This window comes from Longimicrobiales bacterium (assembly GCA_035764935.1).
GTDB lineage: Bacteria > Gemmatimonadota > Gemmatimonadetes > Longimicrobiales > RSA9 > DASTYK01.
The window spans coordinates 1-16,755 of the sequence record DASTYK010000114.1; the positions used below are offsets into that span (position 1 = coordinate 1).

Consider the following 16,755-nt stretch of genomic DNA (forward strand, 5'->3'; position numbering starts at 1 on the left):
TCATCTCCGTCTGCCAGCATCGAGTTCACCTTCACGGCAAGTCACTCCCATCTCCGCCCCGAACCAGCCTCTGTGCTCCCGGTGCTCTCCGTGGTAGACAAAAAAGACCCACCGAGCTATTCGGATGCGCGAAAAACTCATGTATCTCTCGCGAGCAAACTCACACCAGCGGAGGCATTCATGAGTCGATCGATTAACAAGGTCATCCTGGTCGGACATGTCGGCAGGGATCCCGATGTCCAGACGACGGCGGGCGGCATTCGTGTCGCGCACTTCTCCCTTGCGACGAGTCGTCGTATTCCACGGCAGAACGGCAACGTCGAGGAGCGAACGGAGTGGCACCGACTCACTCTGTGGGACAAGCTCGCGGAGATCGCGGAGGGCTACATCCGTAAGGGCGATCGCGTGTACGTCGAGGGACGGATGGAATACGACAGCTTCGAGAAGAACGGCGTGACGATTCCCACAGCGGAGGTGCACGTCCGCGAGCTGGTCATGCTCGGCGGCCCGCGAGCGGCGACGGCACCCGATACGGTCGAGGCGACGGAAGAGGAAGAGGAAGTCGCAGTCTAGCGGAGGAGTCTGCCCGCGGAGGAAGAGGAAGGCCCAGGCCCGCGGAGGAGTCTGCCCGCGGAGGAAGAGGAAGTCGCAGTCCAGCGGAGGAGTCTGCCCGCGGAGGAAGAGGAAGGCGCAGTCCAGCGTAGGAGTCTTCCCGCCGAGGAAGAAGGCGCAGTCCAGCGGAGGAGTCTTCCCGCTGAGGAAGAAGTCGCAGTCCAGCGGAGTTTGCCGCGGAGGAAGGGAAGGCGCGGTTCAGCGGAGGAGGTCACCGAGGAGGGCTGCGGAAGCGGCCCCGGATCCGAGCGGCGGGTGTCGGCGCGTGCGGCGGTCCCGCGGGCGGCGCCCCACCCGCTGCATTCGAGCGCTCCGCTACAGCATGTCCCGGAAGTCCGGTGCGACGGAGAACAGGAGCTGCCACTCGCCGCCGCGGTTGAGCCCGCGCACGAGGTCGAGGCGGAGCTGGTCCCAGAAGCCCGAAACCCCGAGCCCCACGCTCGTGCGAACGCCACCTGTCGTGGGAACGGGATCGACCGGGTACTCGCTGAACCCGGGCTCATACGCGATGGGCATCGGGTATAGCCGTCCGATCGTCCTGCCGTCGGTCCAGCCCGCGGCGGCGATTGCACGGAGTCGCAGCCACGGGCGCCACAGATCGCGGGCAAGCTCGGCGTCCAGGAGCGCCATGCGTGAGCCGGAGAAGCTGCGGTACTCGTAACCCGGCAGGGTCTCCCGGCCGCCCAGAAGGAAATGGCGCTGTGCGGGCGCACCGCGGGTCACGAACCCGACGGCGCTGCTGATGCGCACATCGGCTGCGAGGTTGTCGGAGTGGCGGCGGACGGCAGCGGTAGCGAGTGCACGCAGGTAAGGATCGCCCTCGAGGCTGCCTGGCTCGATGGCAAGCGTCGCGTCCCAGGCGAGAGGATCGAACCGCGAGGACGTGCGGGTAAGCTCCAGCGTGCCCGCCGTCCGTGTGCCGCGGTCGATGGCGATCAGTGTACGCGCAAAGTAGTCGTCGCCGCTGACGTCCGCGGGCTCGAGCGGTTGCTGGTCCCAGCGTGCTGCGCCGTCGTGCTGCTCGACGCGCACACCCGCGTGCGCGGTCCAGGCGGTGCTGAGCCTTCGACGAAGCAGCAGCTCGCCGCCGTTTGCGAAGTAGGGGTCGGAGTAGTCGTTGGCGCCGAACAGCGCACTGATCGTGTTGATCGCTCCGGGCATGCCCACACGCCAGCCGGCATCGCGCAGCTCGTGGCGGTAGCCTGCCGCGCGGAGCGACCAGTCCGCTCCGGGGGTGAAGTCGAGCTGCATGCGTCCGGCAGGCTCTTCAGCGCCGAACGCGTACCCGGCCGTCGCGTCCAGCCGGATATCGGGTGCGGGCACCCAGGAGACGCCACCGCCGGCGTACGCGCCCTCCAGTCGGTTGTAGCGCAGCACGGACGAAGCGGACGGCACATTGAAGCGAAAGGCCGGGAGCCCGCTCAGCCGCTGGGTGCGGAGCAGCCGTGCGGCCTCCTGCCGCAGCTCCTCCATCTCGGGCGGTGGGGCCAGGCCCTCCTCACCCAGGTCCTCGTAGAGCGTGCGCTCGAACTCGAACGACTCCAGCGCCTCGCGCGTCACGATGCTCACCGCGGGGCCGCGGAACGTGGAGGGCGGAAGCTCCTGGTTGAACGCGTAGTCGGTGATCCGCATGCGGCCGCGGATCACGGCGCCGCCGATGAAATCCAGCTCCGGCACCTGGCGTCTCAGCTCGACCGCCTGCTCGTACGGCAGCCAGTAGCGGCCGTCCCACAGGCCACTGTCCAGCGAGATGTTGATGTAATCGAGCCGGCGGTCGACGTACGAGGCGGGCGTGAAGGTGAACGTCATACGGACGATGTCGCCCCGCGTGCGATCGATGAACACCGAGCCTACGAAGCCGGATGCGCCCGGGTTTTTCGGTCGCACCTGCACCTCGTAGACGCGCACCGGCTCGGGCGCGCCCGGCAGGATCAGCGTCGTCGAGTCGGCGAGCCGGAAGTCGTACACGCGATCGGAGCCACGTGCCGCCGGGTGCAGGACGTCCTGCACTTCGTCTCCATCGCCCATTCGGATGATGTCGCCGAATCCGTTCTGCACCACGGTCAGGTGGTCCAGGTGGTAGTACATGCGGTTCGGCAGCCGGCTCTCGTCCCGCAACCCGACAATGCGCTGCTTCGTGAAGTCGGGGTACGCCCAGAACACGTCGAGCGCGACCTGGTCGATCTTCACGAGGGTGCGCTCGTCCGTATCGCGCCGATCGATGTAGAAGTAGACGAAGCCCTCGGCACGCGCGCGGTAATCGCGCAGCGTGCTGTCGGCGAGGGGCGCCTGCCTGCGCTCGCGGGCCTGTCCGATCAGTGTCAGCGCTCGCGCGTCGTTCCACGCGCCTGCGCCGGACGTGTCCACCACGACACTGGCGGGCTGGCCCGTCGTATCCGGCTGCTGCGCACTGGACGCGCCGGCCATGGTGAGCAGCAGACAATTCGTCGCTGCAACTGTCAGACGAAGCCGCAAATCCTCAGCTCTCGTTCGCGTTCAAAGCCATGTCCACGTGGTCGCTCTACCGCACGGGCGTGTGCCTCACGCGTTCAATGTATTCGTTTCACCACTGAGAGCGCAGAGGTCGCAGGAGAATGACCCGATGTGACGCTCCCGTAAACAACGAGGGCCCGGCAACCTGCCGGGCCCTTCGTCGTATGATCAAATCTGTTCCCGGAACTGCTCCTCAGTTCGCGCTCCAGAACGTCGACAGCGCCTCACCGTCCGGGCTTTCCCGCAGCTTCTCGAACGCGCGGTTCCGGATCTGCCGGATCCGCTCACGCGTGACACCCAGCAGCGAGCCGATCTCCTCCAGCGTGCGCTCCTCGCCGTCATCCAGCCCGTAGTACAGGTACAGGATCTTGCGCTCGCGCTCCGTCAGGTACTTCTCGAACATGCGGTCCAGGAACTCGCGCTGTGCCTGCGACTCGACCGTTTCCTCGATGTCCTCGGCCTCCGCACCGGCGAAACGCTCACCGAAGGAAGCGCTGTCGCGATCTGCCCGATCGATCGGGGCGTCGAGTGACAGCTCGGACGCCGCAACACGACGCAGCGCACGCACCGTGTCAATCGGCTCGCCCATCTCGTCGGCGATCTCCTGGTCGGTCGGCGAGCGACCGAGCAGCTGCGTCAGCGCGGTTTCCGTGCGCGACAGCTTGACCAGGTTCGAGTTCTGGTTGAGCGGGATGCGTACCGAGCGCGTCTGCTCTGCCAGCGCCTGCAGCACGGTCTGGCGGATCCACCACACCGCGTACGAGATGAACTTGACGCCCTTGTCCGGATCGAACTTCTTGACCGCCTTGAGCAGCCCTTCATTGCCGATGCAAACCAGCTCGGCCAGGCCGAGACCACGGCCCTGGTACTTCTTCACGTAGGAAATGACGAACCGAAGATTCGCCGTGACCAGCCGCTCCGCCGCTTCCTTGTCCCCCGCCCGCGCACGACGCGCGAGCTCCCGTTCCTCCGCCGCCTCCTCGATCAGCGGGTACTTCTCAACGTCGAAGAGGTACTGATCGAACGAATCCAGAGCCCGCGAACTGACAAACATTTGCCGTGACATGACCGGTAGCTCTAGGGTGAATAATTGAAAAGGCAGCGCCCCTCGCTCACGAGGGCCGCTGCCTCTTTACCCGGGGAACGGGTGCGTCTCCGCTTCTCTGTCGAGCATCCGCACCAATCCGTTCCCCAAAGCCGCGCCGTTCATAACTCGCCGAATATATATGAAGGGTATCGCGGAAGTAACCCCCTGCATTCTGCCGATGCGCACCACTGCGCTGCGAAAAAGCCGTTTGTACCGCGGCTGATTACGCTACAACTCGTTAGGATCCATCAGCTTGTGACCGGGCCGGCAGGTCCCGGAACGCGACGTCCCTGGCCCGCGTCTGGCGGCGGTATTCGGCGAGCGGACCGAAGGCCCGCCGAAGCGCGTTCCGCTGCGCGAGGCGCCAGCCCGGGACCTACTCCTGTCCGCCGCCCGCCCGAGACTTACTCCGATCCGCCCCTCTCCAGCCCGCGAATCTCGTCCAGCCGATCCACGGCCCGCCGCAGGTGCGGGATCACGATCGAACCGCCGACCACCAGGCCTACCGAGAATGCTTCGAACAGCTCCTCGTCGCTCAGCCCTTCCTCGGCGCAGCGCACGAGATGGTAGGTGATGCAGTCGTCGCAGCGCAGCACCATGGACGCGACGAGGCCGAGCAGCTCTTTGGTGCGGGTGTCGAGCGCGCCCGCCTCGTAGGCGCGGCCGTCGAGGGCGAAGAAGCGGCGGATCTCGAGGTTTTCGGCCTCGAGGATCCGGTCGTTCATGCGCTCGCGGAACTTGCGGAACTCCTCGAGATCCATGATCGGTCGTTGCGGAGCTCGGCCTCGATGCGATCGGGGCCGGGTCCGTCCTTGAGCAGGAAGAGGGTGTACGATTTTGCGCGGTCGTCCTCGACGTCCACGGTGTCCGCCAGGACGCCACGCTCTGTCCGGAGTGTGCGTGGTTCGCTGAGCTCCAGCCGATGCGGACGCAGGAAGCCCTGGTACACGAAAAGGCGACGCTCGTCGTCGAAGACCAGCCAGCCGTTGCGGTACGCGCCGAGTCCGGCCATGCCGGTCAGCCCTGCGCGGGCCGTGAGCGGGGCGCGCCGGCCTACCCCCTCCGGTTCCACCAGGGGCCGTAGCCTGCGTGGCAGCTCGTCGCGTGAGCGCCATCCCCGCAGTCCGAAGAACCCGCGGATGCGGGCGGCCAGTGCCCGCATCCCGAGTGCACCGGCACGCCACAGGATCGGCCCGACGAACAGCACCACGGCCACGACCACGAGGCCGATCATGATTGCCGCGGTCGGTACGATCAGCGCGACCAGCGCCATGCTGACGGCGAGGACGTCCTCGAGCGCACTGATCGCGATGTTCTTCGCGCGGCGCGGCCGCCGGTTGACGATGACGCGCACGCCGGCCTTGGTGGAATGCGCGAGAAACGCGAGTGCGCCCGCGAGCACGGCCCCGGCGATCTGGATTTCCAGCCCCTGCGGCGTAAGTGCCAGGGCGACGAGGGCGGCCGCCGCCAGCGGGCGCACGATCGTATGGATCGCGTCCCAGGCACTGTCCAGGAACGGCACCTTGTCGAGCAGGAACTCGAGAATGTAGAGCGCGGCGGCGCTGCCGATGACGAGCCCGTTTTCCAGGCCGCGCAGCTCGGCGGGCAGCGCAAAGCCGAACAGCTCATAGCGGGACGCGAGCGCGAGCGTGCCCACCGTCGCATACAGGTTGATGCCGCAGGCGAGCGCGGTCGCGACGAGCTGTCCGAGGGGGACGACGAGAAATGCGAGTGTCGGCATGGGCGCGACAACGTATCCGGCCAGCGTGTGCAGGGGCAAGGAAGAAAACGAAGAGCCCGGCCATGTGGCCGGGCTCCCGTTGTGGCTGCTCCCTGCGGGGGGCGCCCCGATCTCCTCGGGTTACACCCGCTCCGCCTGAAGCTTACTTGCCCTTGCGGACCTGCTGCTGCCGCTGCAGCGGCTGGAACACGCAGCCGGTCGGCTGGAGCGGGACGTACACGACCTGGAGCGCATCGACTGCCTCGCGCAGGTCGTCTTCCTCGTCGAGAATGTCCTCGAGGTCGCCGCTCGCGCGGGCCTGGCGGACATCTGCCAGCTGGCTCGCAACGTCTGCGACCTGGTCACGATCCGCGTACACCGGCAGGCCATTCACCGTGCCGAGGTACGTCAGGCGATCCGACTCGATCCGGACTGCGCCCTGGTACGTCAGGTACTCGTAGTTCGTCGCACCGACATCGACGACCAGCGGCGCGCCGCTCACGTACCACGGCTGGTTGCTGGCGGTCACGACCGTGCCGACCGACGTGGACAGCGGCTGACGGTTGCCATTCACGACCACGACCGTGTCGCCCTCGTCCACCAGGTAGACTGCCTCCTGCATGCGCAGGCCGTTCGGTGCCGTCGGATCCACGACGCAGACCGAGATCGACTCCTCACGCGGTGCCGGCGGCGGCTCCGGTGCCGGCGGCGGCGGCGGCGGCGGCGCAGGCGCAACCGCTACGACCGGCGGCTCCTGCAGGCCGGCCAGGATGTGCAGGCCGATCTGGCCAGCGATCTCGTGAACCGTGCTCGCAACGTTCTCATCACTGCGCGTGAAGGCCGGGCCCGCACCCGTGATCTCATAGACCTCGGGCTTGTAGATCCGGTCGTTCACCTCGAGACGAACCGCGAAGTTCGGCGACACGCGCCAGTCGGCGCCGAGCCCGACCAGGCCCGCGAACGACGTCGCCTCTTCGAGCGCGAAACCGCCAGCGCCCGTCGGGTAGAACGGATGGCAGGAGGAGTCATCATCCTCGCCACCACCGCACGTTGCCCAGTCACCTGCCGGGTTGATCCACTTCGCACCGAGACCGAGCGCGACGTAGGGCAGGAACTCCGAGCCCAGCCACTCCTCGTTCGGCTCACGGAAGCGGAACATCAGGTCGCCCGTTCCCGACCAGAGGTTCACGTGCTCATGGAACGTCACATCGTCGCTCTGCAGATCGGTGTCCGTGTACGTCATGTTCGCACGGAGACCGATGCGCGGGGTGAACCAGAAGGTGAGCTGGCTGCCCAGCAGCCAGTTCGCGTTGAAGCGCACATCCGCATCCTCGCCCCCCAGTTCGTCATCGCCCAGCAGCGCGCTATACCACGAATAGCCGCCATTCAGGCCGAAATCGACCCGGTAATGCTGCGCGGACGCGGGCGACGCAACGAAGAGCGGCACCATCAACGCCGCTGCCGCTGCTACCCTCACCAACACTTTCATACCATCCTCCTCACTTGGGTCAGACTTGCGGACACTCTCGACGGTCTCGACCGTCGCGTCCGGCCCGCCACTCCCTTCCTCACGGGGCCGGCCCGCCTCCTTGCAGAAAGCTTGCCAACCCGCATCTCCCTCCGGTGTGGATGGGGCTGACAACACCAGAGGCGAACATGCCGGTGCGATTAACATGCCTATCCCGGTCATAACGAGGCATAGTCCGTCGCTTTTCTGCAGATGTGGCTGCGGCCCGGCTGGATCGTGCGCACGCCTGGCGCCGTTCTCCGGACGTATGACGTATCGGACGGCAGTTTCCACCATGCCGAAGCGGCGGTGCTCTGTCAGTCGCGCAGCCCGGAGCGGCGGAGCACGAGGGCGGCGTTGATCCCGCCGAAGCCGAACGAGTTGGACAGCGCATGGCGCGGGGTGCAGCTGCGCCCGCCGCTGGCCACGTAGTCGAGATCGCACGCGGGGTCGCCCCGCTCGAAGTTGAGCGTGGGTGGTGTCCAGCCGCGGGCGAACGCGAGGCAGCACACGCCGGCCTCGATCGCACCGGACGCGCCGAGTGCGTGGGCGTGGTACGGCTTGGTCCCGCTTATCGGGAGGGCATAGGCGCGTTCGCCGAACAGCTGCTTGATCGCACTGCTCTCAGTGGAGTCGTTGAGGGGCGTGGAAGACCCGTGCGGGCTGATCAGGTCGATCTCCTCGGGTGTGATGCCGGCCGCGGCGAGGGCGATGCGCATGGCCCGGACCGCCTGCGCGGCGTCGGGGCGCGGCGCGGTCATGTGGTACGCGTCGTTGGTGCAGCCGTAGCCGACGATCTCCGCATAGATGCGTGCACCCCGTGCGACCGCGTGGTCGTAGCGCTCGAGGTACAGCGTGCATGCGCCCTCGCCCATGATGAAGCCGTCGCGCCCCTGGTCGAACGGGCGGCAGGCATGCTCCGGGTCGTCGTTGCGCGTGCTCATCGCGCGGATGACCGCGAATGCGCCGAAGCACATCGGTGCGAGTGGTGCCTCGACGCCTCCAGCGAGCGCCGCATCCGCACTGCCGTCCCGGATCAGTCGCCACGCCTCGCCGATGGCGATCGTCCCGGAAGCACACGACATCGCATTGGTCGCGTTCGGCCCCGTCACGCCCAGGTCGATCGCGACCGAACAGCTCGCTGCGCCCGCAAACGTGGTGAGCGCGACGCGCGGGTCGATGCTGCGCGCGGTCGCGATGCCGCCGTAGAACGCGTTTGCCTGCGTCTCGGCGTAGCCCATCCCGCCGAGCGCCGTGCCCATCTGAACTGCCGTGCGATCCGGATCGAGCTCTTCGGGGCGGATTCCCGCGTCCGCCAGGGCGAGCCGCGCACTGGCGACTGCGAAGTGCCCGAAACGGTCCATGCGCTTCGCGGCACGCGGCTCGATGAAGTCCGTCGGCTCGAAGTCGTCGACCTCGGCGGCAATGCGCGTACGCCAGGGCTGCGCGTCGAACCGCGTGATGGAGCGGATCGGCGAGCGCTCGCGGCGGAGTCCCTCCCAGAAGCGATCGATGCCGGTACCCACGGCCGTGATCGGGCCGATGCCCGTGACGGCAACGCGGTGCATCACGCCGTTCCCGTTGCGTCGCGTATCAGGCACGACGGACCTCCCTGTGAGTCCGTGAAGCCTCGACGGCGACGCCGGCGAGGGTCCGCTGCGCAATGGCGCTGACGAAGTGGCGGGAGATGACGAGCTGCCACGCGAGGGGCCCGATCAGCGGCCAGTCCGGACCGTTCCAGGCATGGGTGATCCTCACGTCCGTCGAGCCATCCGGCCGCTGGACGAACATCCACTTCACGTCCATGCCGCGGGTAATGCCATCGACGTGGCGGTAGTAGACCGCCGGCTCGGCAGGATCGACGCGCATTTCGGAGAGCCACCAGGTCGGGTACCTCAGTGGCCCGCCGAAATCGCGCCACGCGGCCATCTCGACGCGGCCGGTGCCGAAAGCGCGTCGTTCCTGGAAGCGCACCCAGCGGTAATGCGGCAGGATCTCCGGCCAGCGCTCCACGTCCGCGGCCACCCGGAAGCAGACTTCACATGGCGCGTCCATCCGGCGTTCGTCCAGGATCGTCACGATGCCCTCAGCAGTGAGTGGAGTGTGGATATCGCCAGACGCGGGTGCAGCAGCGAGGCGGGAGCACGCAGGTCGCCGGTGACGCCGAGCAGCGCATTGCGTGCGACGGCGCTGCGAGCCAGTGCACGGATCGCCGCATTCGCGAGCGCCGGCTGCGCGAGCACCGCATCGATCATGCGTTGCAGCCGGCGCATGCCCTGCGTGAGCTCTGCATGCCCGGCGGACCAGGCGGCGAGCCGTTCGCGCCGTACGGGCCCCGTCTGCCGCAAGGCTGCAGTGGCAATTCCCGCAAGCAGCTCCGCGCCCGCAACGGCCTGGTGAATGCCCTGGCCGGTGAACGGGTCGAAATAGCCCGCCGCGTCACCGACCAGCGCGATGCCGTCGTGCACGACGTAACGGACGGGCATGTCGAACGGGCCGGATGCCATCCAGTCCTCGCCCTCCAGCGGGTGAATCGGCGCGACGCTGCTGAGCAGCGGAAACCGCTGGCGCCAGTCGTTGACGAAGGTGTCGAGGCGCAGGGACCGGGGCACCCCGCGCGCTCCGTTCACGGCACCGCGGCGTGCGCCCCGATGCACGACGTCCGCGTCCGCGCTCTTCACGACGAGCGTGACGTTGCATGCGTCGCCTTCGGCAGTGACCGGAGCGATGCCCATGCATGCGCCACGCGCCAGGTGCATCTCACCCAGGCCGTCCGTGCAGCGGGGCGGGAAAGCATGGGTGCTGAGCGACAGCTTTCTCAGCCGCGGGGATCGCTGCACCGAGCCGGTCGCACGCGCAACGACCGAGCGAAGCCCATCGGCACCGATAACCAGCCGTGCGTGCACCGGACCCGTATCCGGCTGCAATCGGACCGTCGTCCCGCTCCCGTCGCATGCGACGTCCGCGACGCGAGCTCCCGCACGGATCTCGACGCCCGCTCCCGCCGCGGCGTTCAGCAGCGCCGTGTCCAGCCGGTCGCGTGGTACCGCGAGGGCGTAGCCGCGGTGGCGCGCACCTCCTGATAGTTCGTCAAACGTCGCAGTGAACGACGAGCCGTCGGGTGCGATGATGCGCCAGCCGCGCAGGCGGGCGGGCCGGAGAGCATCGATCGCGGGGAGAAGCCCGAGTCGCTCGAACAGCTGCGTGGTGCCGGCGCTGATGCAGTCACCACAGGCTTTTCGCCGCGGAAGGCTCCTGCGCTCGAGCAGCAGCACATCGTGACCTGAGCGCGCGAGCAGCATGCCGGCGACGGCACCGGCGGGCCCACCGCCGACAATGACGACTTCGCGAGATTCGATGTGCATGCCCGGTAGCGCCGTTCCGATACGGCCTGCGGCGATGCAAGCGGAGGGCCGTAGACGCCGCGGCGCGCTGCTGCAGTGCGCTACGCGGTCGGTTCTGCGGAGGCCTGCGAACGGGCGGTGAGGACCAGCCGGTAGAAGAAGCGACGTCGCACGCGCACGTCCTGCAGCCCCGCGCTGCGCGCCAGGGACGCGAGCTCCGCCGCGGTGAACGCCCGCTGCACCGACAGCGGACCGTCGTGCCGGGTGAGGCGGTTGCGCGCCCAGAGCGTGCGCGCGAGCACGCGCGCCCCCGCATAGTTCTGCCAGTTGCGCTCCAGGTCATTGATCACGACCGCCCGCGCGACGCGGCCCAGCTCCCGCAGCACACGCACGGGGAGGTCCTGCTCGAAGTGGTGGAGCGTGAGCGACATGATCGCCACGTCGAAGGAACCGTCCTCGAACGGCAGGGCGGCTGCGTCGGCCCGGACCAGCGTCACACCCGGCGCGGCGCGGAGCCGGTCCCTGGCCAGCGTCATGATCTGCGGGTGTACATCGACAGCCGTGAGCCGTACGTCACGAGCGCGGTTGCGCATGTGCGCCACGAGCGCGGCATCGATGTCGCCGGCGCCGCACCCGACATCGAGCACTGCGCCGGGTCCACTGTCGGGGAGCAGCTGGTCGACCGCGCGGATCGCGGCCCGTGTGCCGCCCAGGTAGCGGTTCACGTCCGCGACCTGTTCGAGGCTTTGCCGGAGCACGGCCTCGTCGTGGCCGTGTTCATCGAGGCGCTCGGCTGCGCCCGCCAGCCGCTGCTTCATGACGCGGCGCGCGCTGCCGCGACGCGCTCGGCGATCGCATCCATCCTGCTGCGCAATGCGGGCACGTCGATGGTCGTATGCGCGGCCCGGTTGCCCAGTACGCCGGTCGTGCCGTTGTTCGCACCCGGCTGCGACAGCCCGGCCGGGCACGAGTGGTACAACACCCGGCCCCGCACGACGGTGAGCACGACGTCACTGCTGCGTGCTGCCAGCACCAGCGCAGCCTGGATGTCGTGCACCGGGCGCGTGTGGACACCGGCCAGTGAGACTGCCGCGAAATCGGCGCTCTTGCCGCGCTCGAGTGAGCCGCATTCCGCTTCGATACCGAGGGCGCGGGCGCCGTCGAGCGTTGCCATGCGCAGCAGCGTTGCGGGATCCAGTGCGTCGTGTGAGTGGCCGGCCGCGCGCTGCATGAGCTGCGCGGTGCGGGCCTCTTCCAGCAGGTCGAGGCGGTTGTTGCTCGCGACCGAATCGGTGCCGAGCGCGACGGTCGCGCCGGCGGCAAGCAGGTGTGCAACGGGCGCGATGCCATGGCCGAGCCGCGCATTGGCGGTGGGGCAGTGCGCAACGCTGGCGCCGGCGTCTACGATGGCCCTGATATCCTCCGTATCGATCCGCACTGCATGGATGAGCAGCGGCCTGCGCTCGAGGACGCCCGTGCGGGCGAGGAGGTCAATCGGTGAGCGCGCGCGGACGGGTGTCGCGATTCCACGGCGCTGCAACCCTTCGGCAAACCCGCCGCCGCCACGCTCGACCAGGTCTGTTTCCTCCTGTGACTCCGCGATGTGCACCGCAACCGGAAGTCCTTCCGCGGCTGCATACCGCGCGGTCGCGCCGAACAGCTCATCGGAGACCGTGTACGGCGCGTGCGGGCTGATGCCCACACGCACCAGGTCACTCTCGCGGACACGCATGCTCTCCACGCGCGCGCTCAGCTCGCGCATCGCGTCCGCACACTGCTCCGGCGCAGGACCGAACACCTCGCGGTAGACGACGCCGCGTCCGCCACTCTCCAGCAGCGCATCGAACGATGCCGCCGAATCCTCCGTTGCCGCGATGGTCGTAATACCGGCCGCGTACGCTTCCGCGAGCTGCCACAGCGCCGCGGTGTACAGATCCGCCTCATCGAGTGGCGCACGCAGCTTGACGCGGCGGAGCGTGCTGATCCACTGCACGAACGGCAGGTCCTCGAGCAGGTTGCGCAGCGCGGCCAGCTCCGGGTGTGCGTGCACGTTGACGAAGCCGGGCAGCAACGCCGCACTGCCGAGATCGACCTCATCCACATCCTCGGGCCGCGGCACCGCCGCGTCGGGGCCGACCGCAGCGATGCGGCCGTCCTCGTCGATCAGCAGCGCACCGTCGCGGACCGGCGGTGCGGAGACGGGCAGGACCCACTGTGCACGGTAACGGGCGCGTCGCATGACTCAGAAGCGTGGAGTGAAGAGCTCGCCGGCCACCGTTTCACGCCGCGAGCGCAGGAGCTGAGCGTCGCGCGCGTTTGCCGACAGGCCGATGATCTCGTCGAGCGAGAGCATGATCCGGAAGTCGCCCAGGCCGACCCCCTTTTCGAGCGGCCACGCAAAGTCCAGCCGGCCGATGGAGCGGCCGCCCGCAGGGAATGAAACACGCAGCCCGAACCCTGCAGACGCCTGCCACTCACTGTCATTGCCGAATGGTGCATCACCGCGCCAGACCCGCCCGGCGTCGACGAACAGCGTGCCGCCGACGTCGGCGAGGTCGCGGAAGGGCCAGCCGAAGTAGATGCGGTCCTCTGCGGTCGCGACCAGCCGCCGGCCGCCCGGGAACGCCTCGCGCCGGTAGCCGCGCAGCCCGCGCTCGCCACCGAGCGTCAACTGAAACGGCGTCACGGTGTTCCAGCCGCCGCCCGCCGCGGCGCGCAGGAAGAACGTGTGCCGCCGGAGCTGCCTCGTCTGCAGGTACGTCAGCAGCTCCGCCTCGCCGTAGATGTCCTTCCACTCCGTCGTGCTGACGTCCGCACGCAGGTCGCGCCGGCCGTCGCCGCGCGCGCGCAGCACGACGATCGCGTCACCGACCTCGATGCCGGTGTACAGCGTGATCGTGGCCGCGAGGTCGTCGTCGGTCTCGAACTGCGGCATCGAACGGCCGAGCGCGAATGTCGCTTCCGCACCCAGTCGCACGTCCTCCTCGCCGCGCATGCTGTCCAGCCCGCGACGCTGCACGTACCAGATGTTGCGCTGGCCGATCATGGCGGTCAGGCGGATGCTGTTGATCTCGCTCCGGTGCGGCTGCAGCTCCGCGTCCAGGCTGTCGGCCAGCTGCGAGCGACGCTCGTAATCGCCGTTCGGCACGAACAGCGCCGGGCCCGCGTACGAGACCTTCTGAAAGCTGATGCCGCCACCCAGCAGGGTCATCGCACCGCTCCGCCCGATGCGTCGCACGATTGCCAGGTCGTAGAACGTTTCGCGCATGGGCTGCAGCACGTGGTCGCTGCCGCCATCGGCGCGCGGGAGCATGTAATCGAAGTTGCGGTCGTCGCGCAGGAAGCTCTGCCGGCCCGCCCACCGGCTGACCTCCGCCACGAAGGGATACGCGATCTCGACGTGCGCGCGCGTGCCGGCGCGGGATTCCGCGATCTCGGTGGTGAGGTCCCAGCGAGTGCCGAAGAGCTGCGGCGAGAAGTAGCGCAGGCCGTACTCGCGGGTCGCGTCACGCTCGAAGTAATGCACCCCGAGCGTCTGGCCGCGCCCGAGCAGGTTCACCTCCTCCAGGCGCACGCCCTCGAAGGTGAAGCCGTCGTCCGACGAGAAGCGCACGTCGGGACGGGTGCTCCACTCGTCCTGGGTGTCGACCACCACGTGCCAGCTGCCGTCCCCCTGCGGCACGCCGAAAACATCGACGCGTGAGAGGAACCGGTAGGAGCGAAGCAGCCGCTCCGTCTCGCTGATCATGAACGGGTCGTAGCAGTCGCCCGGCTCGAACAGCAACTCCCGCAGGATCGTGTGCTCGCGGGTCCGGACATGCAGCGCGTTGGCCGTGCGGTACGCCCAGCCAAAGCGCGGACTCAGGTCCGGATCCGACGTGTCGAAGACGGAGTGGTTGTCGATGAAGATGTGCGAGATCGGCCCGGTCGCGCACGGCGCCGGTGCCGTCTGCGCCGCGACGGGGGCGGCGCACAGGAGGAGCAGGATCGCAGGACTCGCCTTCACTCGCGTCAGCTTAGGTGTCGAAGCCTGTCCCGGCCAGAAGCCGGCCGCCGCATCCACCGCTGGCGGCGTCGTGGAGCCACGAAACATGTATTCCGCTCGTCGCGGCAGCACGCGTATCGCCCTGCGCAAGGTATGATCCACAAATGCGCCGCTGGCTTGACCCTCCGGGAGGGCGGGCGTAACCTCCTTGTCTCCCGCGCGCCCACGCGCGGGCGATCCGCTATAGCATTGGAAATCCGACCCAGAGGCAGACGTGGCAACATCTTTGGCAGCGCGCGAACTGTCGGCTCACGGGCTTCAGCCCAGCCAGCCGGTCTACTGGAACCTCGCGGCCGCTGCACTCATCGAGGAAGCGGTCCGGCGCGGCGAAGGGCAGCTCACCTCTGAAGGCGCCTTCGTTGGCATCACGACACCACATACCGGCCGCTCCCCCGACGACAAGTTCATCGTCCGCGAGCCTGAGAGCGAGGAGCGCATCGGCTGGGGCAGCGTGAACGTCCCGATCGAGCGCGAGAAGTACGAGCTGCTCCGCCGCGACGTCGAACAGTACCTGTCGTCGCGGGAGCTGTTCGTCAACGACCTGTGGGCGGGCGCCGATCCGGAGTACCGCCTCAACGTGCGCTCGATCAGCCCCAGCGCCTGGCACACCGCGTTCGTCAACAACATGTTCATCGTCCCGGACGACGAGGCGCGCCTCGGGTTCGAGCCGGGCTTCACCATCCTGCACGCCCCCGAGTTCCAGGCCGACCCGGACCGGCACGGCACCCGCTCCAGCACCTTCATCATGCTGAGCTTCCAGGACCGTACCGTCATGATCGGCGGCACCCGCTACGCGGGCGAGATGAAGAAGTCGATCTTCTCCGTCCTGAACTACCTGCTCCCGCTGCAGGGCGTGCTGCCGATGCACTGCTCGGCGAACATCGGGCCCAGTGACGACGTCGCGCTCTTCTTCGGCCTGTCCGGCACCGGCAAGACGACGCTATCGGCCGATCCCGAGCGCTCCCTGATCGGCGACGACGAGCACGGCTGGTCCGAGAACGGCGTGTTCAACTTCGAGGGCGGCAACTACGCCAAGGTCATCCGCCTCTCCGCCGAGGGCGAGCCGCTCATCTACGCGGCCAGCCGCCGCTTCGGCGCGGTGCTCGAGAACGTGGTCATGGACCCGCAGACGCGCGTCCCCGACTTCGACGACGATTCCAATACCGAGAACACGCGCTCGTCGTACCCGATATCGTTCATCCCCGGCGCCGCACGCCCCAGCGTGGGGGGGCACCCGAAGAACGTGATCTTGCTGACCGCCGACGCGTTCGGCGTGCTGCCGCCGATCTCCAAGCTCACGCACGAACAGGCGATGTACCATTTCCTGTCCGGCTACACCGCAAAGGTCGCCGGCACCGAGCGCGGCATCACCGAGCCCAAGGCCGCGTTCAGCACCTGCTTCGGCGCACCGTTCCTGCCGCTCCCGCCGTCCGTCTATGCGGAGATGCTCGGCCAGAAGCTCGCGCAGCACGGCGCGCAGTGCTGGCTCGTCAACACCGGCTGGACCGGCGGCGCCTACGGCAGCGGCACCCGCATGTCGCTCCACCACACCCGCGCCATGGTGCACGCCGCCCTGCGCGGCCTGCTCGATGACGTGGAGACCGTCGTGGATCCCGTCTTCGGCCTGCACGTTCCGAAGCACATCCGCGGCGTGCCCGACGCCGTCCTCCAGCCGCGCAACACCTGGAAGGACAAGGACGCCTACGACGCCCAGGCCGCAAAGCTAGCGAACATGTTCCGCGAGAACTTCAGGAAGTACGAGGACTCGGTGAGCGAGGAAGTGCGCAAGGCCGGCCCGGTAACGGGCTGAGCCGGGCGCCTCGATACTCGAACGGGCGGCTGCCTTCAGTGGCGCCGCCCGTTCTTTATTTCACCACAGAGAGCGCCGAGGGCACTGAGCAAGAGTGGATAAAACCCCACCGCCCCCCACCCGCCGTCATTCCCGAA

Annotated in this window: 13 protein-coding genes; 2 read left to right on the forward strand and 11 right to left on the reverse strand. The window is 68.2% G+C overall.

Features of this window, described 5'->3' with window-relative positions; genetic code table 11:
• The first annotated feature begins 180 nt into the window (after window positions 1–180).
• Window positions 181–573, forward strand: coding sequence for a single-stranded DNA-binding protein (gene ssb, locus VFU06_09320; protein ID HEU5209599.1), 393 nt, complete (start codon window positions 181–183; stop codon window positions 571–573).
• Between the two features lie 354 nt (window positions 574–927).
• Here the strand turns inward: ssb and VFU06_09325 are convergent, their stop codons facing one another.
• The 11 genes from VFU06_09325 to VFU06_09375 all read right to left on the reverse strand — a co-directional run bounded on the left by VFU06_09325 (window position 928) and on the right by VFU06_09375 (window position 14,856).
• Entirely contained in the window at window positions 928–3,039 is a 2,112-nt protein-coding gene (locus VFU06_09325) for a hypothetical protein (GenBank protein HEU5209600.1), read from the reverse strand.
• A 259-nt stretch (window positions 3,040–3,298) separates the two neighbouring features.
• A complete protein-coding gene (locus VFU06_09330; GenBank protein HEU5209601.1) occupies window positions 3,299–4,159 on the reverse strand; it encodes an RNA polymerase sigma factor RpoD/SigA in 861 nt (286 codons plus the stop codon).
• 437 nt (window positions 4,160–4,596) lie between these two features.
• Window positions 4,597–4,953, reverse strand: coding sequence for a carboxymuconolactone decarboxylase family protein (locus VFU06_09335; protein HEU5209602.1), 357 nt, complete (start codon window positions 4,951–4,953; stop codon window positions 4,597–4,599).
• Window positions 4,914–5,933, reverse strand: a complete 1,020-nt coding sequence (locus VFU06_09340; GenBank protein ID HEU5209603.1) for a DUF4126 domain-containing protein — start codon at window positions 5,931–5,933, stop codon at window positions 4,914–4,916. Before VFU06_09340 ends, VFU06_09335 begins: the two co-directional genes overlap by 40 nt.
• Before the next feature lie 142 nt (window positions 5,934–6,075).
• On the reverse strand, window positions 6,076–7,401 hold the full coding sequence (locus VFU06_09345; GenBank protein HEU5209604.1) for an outer membrane beta-barrel protein: 1,326 nt from the start codon (window positions 7,399–7,401) through the stop codon (window positions 6,076–6,078).
• A 335-nt stretch (window positions 7,402–7,736) separates the two neighbouring features.
• Complete coding sequence (locus VFU06_09350; GenBank protein ID HEU5209605.1) at window positions 7,737–9,020, reverse strand: beta-ketoacyl-[acyl-carrier-protein] synthase family protein; 1,284 nt, start codon at window positions 9,018–9,020, stop codon at window positions 7,737–7,739.
• Entirely contained in the window at window positions 9,013–9,498 is a 486-nt protein-coding gene (locus VFU06_09355; protein ID HEU5209606.1) for an SRPBCC family protein, read from the reverse strand. Before VFU06_09355 ends, VFU06_09350 begins: the two co-directional genes overlap by 8 nt.
• Window positions 9,495–10,784, reverse strand: coding sequence for an FAD-dependent monooxygenase (locus VFU06_09360; GenBank protein HEU5209607.1), 1,290 nt, complete (start codon window positions 10,782–10,784; stop codon window positions 9,495–9,497). Before VFU06_09360 ends, VFU06_09355 begins: the two co-directional genes overlap by 4 nt.
• A gap of 80 nt (window positions 10,785–10,864) precedes the next feature.
• Window positions 10,865–11,581: a methyltransferase domain-containing protein gene (locus VFU06_09365; GenBank protein HEU5209608.1), complete on the reverse strand. Its 717-nt coding sequence runs from the start codon at window positions 11,579–11,581 to the stop codon at window positions 10,865–10,867.
• Complete coding sequence (locus VFU06_09370) at window positions 11,578–13,002, reverse strand: amidohydrolase family protein (protein ID HEU5209609.1); 1,425 nt, start codon at window positions 13,000–13,002, stop codon at window positions 11,578–11,580. Before VFU06_09370 ends, VFU06_09365 begins: the two co-directional genes overlap by 4 nt.
• A 3-nt stretch (window positions 13,003–13,005) precedes the next feature.
• The gene (locus VFU06_09375; GenBank protein HEU5209610.1) at window positions 13,006–14,856 is read right to left on the reverse strand and encodes a BamA/TamA family outer membrane protein; all 1,851 of its coding nucleotides are present in this window, start codon (window positions 14,854–14,856) and stop codon (window positions 13,006–13,008) included.
• A 166-nt stretch (window positions 14,857–15,022) separates the two neighbouring features.
• Here VFU06_09375 and VFU06_09380 point away from each other — a divergent pair, with 166 nt between their 5' ends.
• A complete protein-coding gene (locus tag VFU06_09380; GenBank protein ID HEU5209611.1) occupies window positions 15,023–16,618 on the forward strand; it encodes a phosphoenolpyruvate carboxykinase in 1,596 nt (531 codons plus the stop codon).
• Window positions 16,619–16,755: the final 137 nt, after the last annotated feature.

Coding starts and splice junctions, on each gene's coding strand:
- VFU06_09335 (HEU5209602.1), bottom strand. CDS start 4,953: ATGGATCTCGAGGAGTTCCGCAAGTTCCGCGAGCGCATGAACGACCGG.
- VFU06_09370 (HEU5209609.1), bottom strand. CDS start 13,002: ATGCGACGCGCCCGTTACCGTGCACAGTGGGTCCTGCCCGTCTCCGCA.
- VFU06_09360 (HEU5209607.1), bottom strand. CDS start 10,784: ATGCACATCGAATCTCGCGAAGTCGTCATTGTCGGCGGTGGGCCCGCC.
- VFU06_09345 (HEU5209604.1), bottom strand. CDS start 7,401: ATGAAAGTGTTGGTGAGGGTAGCAGCGGCAGCGGCGTTGATGGTGCCG.
- VFU06_09365 (HEU5209608.1), bottom strand. CDS start 11,581: ATGAAGCAGCGGCTGGCGGGCGCAGCCGAGCGCCTCGATGAACACGGC.
- VFU06_09330 (HEU5209601.1), bottom strand. CDS start 4,159: ATGTTTGTCAGTTCGCGGGCTCTGGATTCGTTCGATCAGTACCTCTTC.
- VFU06_09375 (HEU5209610.1), bottom strand. CDS start 14,856: ATGTTTCGTGGCTCCACGACGCCGCCAGCGGTGGATGCGGCGGCCGGC.
- VFU06_09325 (HEU5209600.1), bottom strand. CDS start 3,039: ATGGCCGGCGCGTCCAGTGCGCAGCAGCCGGATACGACGGGCCAGCCC.
- ssb (HEU5209599.1), top strand. CDS start 181: ATGAGTCGATCGATTAACAAGGTCATCCTGGTCGGACATGTCGGCAGG.
- VFU06_09340 (HEU5209603.1), bottom strand. CDS start 5,933: ATGCCGACACTCGCATTTCTCGTCGTCCCCCTCGGACAGCTCGTCGCG.